This is a genomic window from Bradyrhizobium sp. (genome assembly GCF_019242285.1).
Lineage (GTDB): Bacteria > Pseudomonadota > Alphaproteobacteria > Rhizobiales > Xanthobacteraceae > Bradyrhizobium.
In genome coordinates this window covers 1-6,636 of record NZ_JAFAVV010000010.1, presented here as the reverse complement: position 1 = coordinate 6,636, position 6,636 = coordinate 1, and the positions used below count along the sequence as shown (strand labels likewise).

Below are 6,636 nucleotides of genomic sequence, written 5' to 3'. Positions count from 1 at the left end.
TTGACGCCGGCAATACGGGCCACGAATTTCTCTCCTGTCGCCGATCCCTCCTGGGAACCGGGCTGTTGAGGACTTGCTGTCTCGGGCAGAGGTCCGCAGACGCGAACACGACGCCCGCCCCCTGCTCGTTTTGGGGCCCGGCGTCGTCATAAAACCATCCGATTTGGATGCGGGTTATTAAAGGATTGCAGCCGCTTTCGTCAACCGATTCCAGGTTTTAGCGACGCTTTTTCGCGAGCTTTTTTGCCGTTTTGGTCCCTTTCCGGGGGGTCTTTTTGACCGCCGCCGCCTGCTTCGGCGCCTTCCGGGCCGATTTCGCCGACTTGGCCCCCTTTTGGGCCGCCGGACGCCCTTTTGCGGCACCCCTGGCCGCTCCCCGCGCCAGCGCCGTAGCCTCCCTGTCCGCCGTCTTGGTCCCGGTCGCCTTGGTCCGCGCCCGCGCCGCTCCGCGCTTGGGACTGCGCTTGGCCGGCGTTGTGCGACCGGCGGCCTTGCTGGTTCCCGCGCTGGTTGCGTCCAGGATGCGACCGATCTCGCGGGTGACCTCCTCGATGCTCATCATGCCGTCGACCGTCGAGAAGATGCGGTGATCGGCATAGTAATGAACCAGCGGCTCGGTCAGGGAGCGGTAGGCTGCCAGGCGCTTGATGAGCACCTCCGGCGTGTCGTCGGCGCGCACTTCTCCGCCGCGTGCCCGCGTTTCCGCCGCGCGCGTTTCGATGCGCTGCAACAGCACACCCTCATTGACCTTCAGCTCGATCACGGCATCGAGCTCCATGTGCTTGTTCGTCAGGAGCTCGTCGAGTTCTTCGGCCTGCCGCACCGTGCGCGGGAAACCGTCGAGGATGAAGCCGTTATGCGCGTCGGGCTGCTCGATCCGGTCGGAGATGATCCCGACCACGATCTCGTCCGGCACGAGATGGCCGGCCGCCATCAGATCCTTGGCCTTCAACCCGATCGGCGTCTGTGCCGCAACCGCAGCGCGCAGCATATCGCCGGTGGAAAGCTGCACGATACCGTAGCGCCGTACCAATTGCTGCGCCTGCGTGCCCTTGCCCGACCCCGGCGGTCCCAGAAGTATCAGTCTCATTGACGTCCGCCCCTCGCATTGGTGAGCGATACGTCGCGCACCTGGGTTCGAATATCAAGGATCGTGCAAACCAAAATCAACATCGAACCACCGCTGATTTCACAGGGTAGCGCTGCACCGCGAGCGGCCAGCACCTCCGGAAGCAGCGCCACGGCCGTGAGATAGGCGGCTCCGACGACGGTCGTCAACGACACCAGGCGATCGAGATGGCCGGCCGTGGGCTCGCCCGACGCCACGCCGGCGATCGTTCCGCCCTGCTCCGCGAGCCTGTCTGCGGCGTGCCCGGGGTCGACGACGTAGGACGTGTAGATGAAGGTCAAGGCGAAGATCAGGACGGCCGTGACGAGAGTGCAGCGCAAAACCATGCGACGACCGGCTTCGCCCGACCGCTCGAGCCGGTTCAGCCTGCCCCACACCACCGACAGAAGCCGGATGATGACCGCCGCAGTCGCATAGGGAACGATGCCCAGCGAGAAGATCGAGACGCGAACCAGGGCGCCTTCCGGGAGCGGTCCGGCCGGCGTCCATATGGACGCAACCGGGACGTGGCTGCCGAGCCGGAAAATGAGCAGCGCGCCGATCGTGACAACGATACGGCGCGCCAGCTCATGGTTCATCTACGACGGCCTCTCAATTTCGACTTCCTGATCAGCCCCTCATATTGGTGGGCGAGCAGATAGCCCTGCACCTGCGCCACCGTATCCATGGTCACGCTGACCACGATCAGGAGCGACGTACCGCCAAAATAGAACGGAACCGAGGCGTAGGAAATCAGAATCTCCGGGATCAGGCAGACGATGGCGAGATAGATCGCGCCGAGCACCGTGATCCGCGACAGTACGTAGTCGATATGCTCGGCGGTGCGCTCGCCCGGCCGGATGCCGGGAATGAAGCCGCCATGCTTCTTCAGATTGTCGGCGGTCTCGGTCGGGTTGAACACGATCGCGGTATAGAAGAAGGCGAAGAACACGATCAGCGCGAGATAGAGAAACAGGAACAGCGGCCGGCCGTGGCCGAGCTGGGTGGTGAGCCACTGGAACCACTCGGGCCCGCGGCCGGCGTTGAAATTGGCCACCGTGGTCGGCAGCAGCAGCAGCGACGAGGCGAAGATCGGCGGGATCACGCCCGAGGTATTGAGCTTGAGCGGCAGATGCGAGGATTGTCCCTCGAACACCTTGTTGCCGACCTGACGCTTCGGATACTGGATCAGCAGCCTTCGCTGCGCGCGCTCCATGAACACAATGAAGGCGATGACGGCGACCGCCATCACAATCACGATCAGGATCAGCGGCGTCGACAATCCGCCGGTTCGGCCGAGCTCGAGCATGTTGGCGAGCGCGGTCGGCAGCTCGGCGACGATGCCGGAGAGAATGATCAGCGAGATGCCGTTGCCGATGCCGCGCGAGGTGATCTGCTCGCCGAGCCACATCAGGAACATGGTGCCGCCGGTCAGCGTGATCGCGGTCGACAAGCGGAAGAACAGGCCGGGCTCGCTGACCACGTTGCCCGCTCCCTCGAGCCCCACCGCGATACCATAGGACTGGAACGCGGCGAGCAGCACGGTGAGATAGCGCGTGTACTGGTTCAGCGTCTTGCGGCCGGCCTCGCCTTCCTTCTTCAGTGCCTCGAGCTGCGGCGACACCGTGGTCAGGAGCTGGATGATGATCGAGGCCGAGATGTACGGCATGATGTTCAGCGCGAAGATCGCCATGCGGTGGATGCCGCCGCCGGCGAACATGTTGAACATACCGAGGATGCCGCCCTGCTGGGTGCGGAACACCTGCTCCCAGATGTTGGGATCGATGCCGGGCAACGGAATGTATGTGCCGAGGCGGTAGACCAGAAGCGCGCCGAGGGTGAACCAGATGCGCTTCTTCAGCTCGTCGGCCTTGGCAAACGCGCCGAAATTGATGTTGGCTGCCAGTTGTTCCGCTGCTGAGACCATGTTTGGCTTTCTCCCGCCGCCCGACGCGCCGTCCTGCCCGCCTCGAGGGGCAACGGCAGACGGCGGCCATTATCTGGTGCCCGCTGCCGATAAGTCCACCGTCAGCGCGGTGCGCACCGCCCGCGCGGGCGGGCGATGACGCAGATGTTACGCCGCCTCGCCGCCGTCGCTCTTCGCGGGCGCCAGAAGCTTCACGGTGCCGCCGGCCTTCTCGACCGCCTCGACGGCGGATTTCGACGCGCCATGCACCTCGACATTCACCTTCGCCTTGAGCTCGCCGCGGCCGAGCAGCCGCACGCCGGCCTTGGACCGGCGCAGCACGCCCGACTTCACCAGCGCCTCGGCGTTGATGGGAGCGGCGGCGTCGAGCAATTTGGCGTCGATCGCCTGCTGGATGCGGTCGAGATTGACCTCCGCATATTCCACCCGGAAGATGTTGGTGAAGCCGCGCTTGGGCAGGCGCCGATGCAGCGGCATCTGGCCGCCTTCGAAACCCTTGATGCGCACGCCGGTACGCGCGGTCTGGCCCTTGCCGCCGCGGCCCGAGGTCTTGCCCTTGCCGGAGCCGATGCCGCGGCCGACCCGCATGCGCTTCTTGCGCGCGCCGGCATTGTCGGCGATATCGCTGAGCTTCATCGCCCTTCTCCTTATTCCCTATTTCCCGTCGACGATGCGGACGAGATGTTGAACCTTCTCGATCATGCCGCGAACCGCCGGCGTATCCGGCAGCTCGGTGACCCGGCCGATCTTGTTGAGCTTCAGCCCGATCAGCGTCGAGCGCTGCGAGTGGTGCCGGCGGATCGGGCTGCCGGTTTGCTCGAGCTTGATCGTCTTTGCGGCCTTGGCCATCGTCGTAAACTCCGAAACGCGCTGACGCGCTAGCTTATTCGTTTGAGCATGATCTTATCGGAAAATCGGTACCCACTTTTCCGGATCATGCTCTGGCTAGTCCGCGGCCGCTTCGGCGTCGCCGCCGACGCGGCGGGCCTGCAGCGTGGACACCTTGATGTTGCGGCGCGCCGCGACCGAGCGCGGCGAATCCACCTGCTTCAGCGCGTCGAAGGTCGCCCGCACCATGTTGTAGGGGTTGGACGAACCGATCGACTTCGCCACCACGTCCTGGATGCCGAGCGTCTCGAACACGGCGCGCATCGGACCGCCGGCGATGATGCCGGTGCCGGCCGGCGCCGCACGCAGATAGACGCGACCCGCGCCGTGGCGGCCGGCGATGTCGTGATGCAACGTGCGGCCTTCGCGCAACGCCACCCGCGTCAGATTGCGCTTGGCCGACTCGGTCGCCTTGCGGATCGCCTCCGGCACCTCGCGCGCCTTGCCATGGCCGAACCCGACCCGGCCCTTCTGGTCGCCGATCACGACCAGCGCGGCGAAGCCGAAGCGCTTGCCGCCCTTGACCACCTTCGCCACGCGGTTGATGTGGACCAGCTTGTCGACGAACTCGCTGTCGCGCTCCTCGCGCTCCCGGCTCCGTTCGCGTCCACCGCGCTCGCCGCGTTCCCGTTCAGCCATGGTGTGTTCCAATCTTTCGGAGGCTCAAAACCTCTGTCCTCATATCCATCTGGTTCTAGAAGCTCAGCCCGCTCTCGCGCGCCGCATCCGCCAGCGCCTTGACGCGGCCGTGATAGAGATAGCCGCCGCGGTCGAACACGACCTCCTTGACGCCCTTCTTCACCGCGCGCTCCGCCAGCAACTTGCCGACAGCCTTGGCGGCGTCGATGTTGGCGCCGGTCTTCTCGCGCATGTCCTTTTCCAGCGACGAGGCGGAGGCGAGCGTCTCGCCCTTCTGGTCGTCGATGACCTGGGCATAGATGTGCTTCGACGAACGGAACACCGACAGCCGCGGACGACCGCCGCCGGAACGGCGCAATGACAGCCTGACCCGTTGCTTGCGCCGGTCATTCGTAACCTTGCTTCTCGACATCGCCGGCTCCGTTACTTCTTCTTGCCTTCCTTGCGGAAGATGAACTCGTTGGCATATCGCACGCCCTTGCCCTTGTAGGGCTCCGGCGGGCGCCAGGCGCGGATCTCGGCCGCGACCTGGCCGACCCGCTGCACGTCATTGCCCGAGATCGTGATCTCCGTCGGCTTCGGCACCACGATCTGGATGCCTTCCGGAATCGGGAAGACCACGTCGTGGCTGTAGCCGAGCGCAAGCTGCAGGTTCTTGCCCTGCATCGCGGCGCGGTAGCCGACGCCGGTGATCTCGAGCTTCTTCTCGAAGCCCTTGGTGACGCCTTCGACCAGATTGGCGATCTGCGCCCGCGCCGTGCCGTACAGGGCGCGCGCGCGGTTGGTCTCGGCGCGCGGCGCCACCGTGACCACACCCTTGTCGAGCTTCACCTCGACGTCGTTGTGCACGACGAACTGAAGCTGGCCTTTCGGCCCCTTCATCTTCACCGTCTGTCCATCGACGGTCGCGGTGACCCCCGAGGGGATCGTCACCGGCTTCTTGCCGATACGTGACATGGCAAATTTCCTTCTCAGAACACCGTGAAGAGAATCTCGCCGCCCACATTCGCGTCGCGCGCGTCATGGTCGGCCATGATCCCCTTCGGCGTCGACAATACCGAAATGCCGAGCCCGTTGTTGACCCGCGGCAGGTTCTTCACCGAGGCGTAGACACGCCGGCCGGGCTTGGAGACGCGCTCGATCTCACGGATGACGGGCTCGCCGTCGAAATATTTCAGCTCGATCTCGAGCTCGCTGCGCCCGGAGGAATGCTCCACGCTGGCATAGCCGCGGATGTAGCCCTCCGCCTTGAGCACCTCGAGCACGTTGGCGCGCATCTTGGAGCCCGGCGAGGACACCTTCGACTTCGAGCGCATCTGCGCGTTGCGGATGCGGGTGATCAAATCGCTGATCGGATCGTGTGTCGACATCTCTTCCGACCCTCCCTTACCAGCTCGACTTGACGAGTCCGGGGACCATGCCCTTGGAGCCGAGCTCCCGGAGCGCGATGCGGCTGAGCTTGTTCTTGCGGTAGTTCGAGCGCGGCCGGCCCGTCAATTCGCAGCGGTTGCGAATCCGGGTCGCGGACGAGTTGCGCGGCATTTCCGCAAGCTTCAGGGTCGCGGCGAAGCGCTCCTCCATCGGCTTGGTCTTGTCGGCGATGATCTCCTTCAACCGCGCACGCTTGGGAGCCGCGTTCTTGGTCATCCGCTTGCGCCGGTTGTTCTTCTCGACTGAACTCTTCTTTGCCATGCTTGGCTCCTTGTATCCGCGTTTGAGAGGCTGTCGGTCAGCGTCTCACTGCCGGAACGGGAAATTGAAAGCGGTCAACAGCGCGCGCGCCTCGTCGTCGTTGCGCGCGGTGGTGCACACCGTGATGTCCATGCCCCAGGACTCGCCCGCCTTGTCGAAATCGATCTCGGGGAAGATGATGTGCTCCTTGATGCCGAGCGAATAGTTGCCGCGGCCGTCGAAGCTCTTCGGATTCAGCCCGCGGAAGTCGCGCACGCCCGGCAGCGCCACGTTCACGAGCCGGTCGATGAACTCATACATCCGCGCCTTGCGCAGCGTCACCTTGCAGCCGATCGGCTGGTTCTCGCGCAACTTGTAGGTCGCGATCGCGATCCGCGAATAG

General features: G+C 64.7%; 11 protein-coding genes. All 11 read right to left on the bottom strand.

The features are described from left to right. Positions 1–217: 217 nt before the first annotated feature. Positions 218–1,090 (bottom strand): adenylate kinase, encoded by an 873-nt coding sequence (locus JOY90_RS00495; RefSeq protein WP_291689218.1) that lies wholly within the window; start codon positions 1,088–1,090, stop codon positions 218–220. Further along, positions 1,087–1,707 carry a hypothetical protein gene (locus JOY90_RS00490; protein ID WP_291689217.1) on the bottom strand — a complete coding sequence of 207 codons (621 nt, stop codon included), beginning with the start codon at positions 1,705–1,707 and terminating at the stop codon, positions 1,087–1,089. The genes JOY90_RS00495 and JOY90_RS00490 overlap by 4 nt, the downstream gene beginning before the upstream one ends. Then, positions 1,704–3,035 (bottom strand): preprotein translocase subunit SecY, encoded by a 1,332-nt coding sequence (gene secY, locus JOY90_RS00485; protein WP_291689216.1) that lies wholly within the window; start codon positions 3,033–3,035, stop codon positions 1,704–1,706. The genes JOY90_RS00490 and secY overlap by 4 nt, the downstream gene beginning before the upstream one ends. A gap of 147 nt (positions 3,036–3,182) precedes the next feature. Further along, a complete protein-coding gene (rplO, locus tag JOY90_RS00480) occupies positions 3,183–3,671 on the bottom strand; it encodes a 50S ribosomal protein L15 (RefSeq protein WP_291689215.1) in 489 nt (162 codons plus the stop codon). An 18-nt stretch (positions 3,672–3,689) separates the two neighbouring features. Then, positions 3,690–3,884, bottom strand: a complete 195-nt coding sequence (gene rpmD, locus JOY90_RS00475) for a 50S ribosomal protein L30 (protein WP_291689214.1) — start codon at positions 3,882–3,884, stop codon at positions 3,690–3,692. Between the two features lie 96 nt (positions 3,885–3,980). Then, positions 3,981–4,562 (bottom strand): 30S ribosomal protein S5, encoded by a 582-nt coding sequence (gene rpsE, locus JOY90_RS00470; RefSeq protein ID WP_291689213.1) that lies wholly within the window; start codon positions 4,560–4,562, stop codon positions 3,981–3,983. Positions 4,563–4,617: 55 nt separating this feature from the next. Next, the gene (gene rplR / locus JOY90_RS00465) at positions 4,618–4,974 is read right to left on the bottom strand and encodes a 50S ribosomal protein L18 (protein WP_291689212.1); all 357 of its coding nucleotides are present in this window, start codon (positions 4,972–4,974) and stop codon (positions 4,618–4,620) included. Between the two features lie 11 nt (positions 4,975–4,985). Continuing rightward, positions 4,986–5,519 (bottom strand): 50S ribosomal protein L6, encoded by a 534-nt coding sequence (gene rplF / locus JOY90_RS00460; protein WP_291689211.1) that lies wholly within the window; start codon positions 5,517–5,519, stop codon positions 4,986–4,988. A 14-nt stretch (positions 5,520–5,533) separates the two neighbouring features. Then, positions 5,534–5,932 carry a 30S ribosomal protein S8 gene (gene rpsH, locus JOY90_RS00455; RefSeq protein ID WP_291689210.1) on the bottom strand — a complete coding sequence of 133 codons (399 nt, stop codon included), beginning with the start codon at positions 5,930–5,932 and terminating at the stop codon, positions 5,534–5,536. 16 nt (positions 5,933–5,948) lie between these two features. Further along, positions 5,949–6,254, bottom strand: coding sequence for a 30S ribosomal protein S14 (rpsN, locus tag JOY90_RS00450; protein ID WP_291689209.1), 306 nt, complete (start codon positions 6,252–6,254; stop codon positions 5,949–5,951). Positions 6,255–6,299: 45 nt separating this feature from the next. Continuing rightward, positions 6,300–6,636: 50S ribosomal protein L5 (gene rplE / locus JOY90_RS00445; protein ID WP_291689208.1), on the bottom strand; the 337-nt coding region annotated here is incomplete at its 5' end.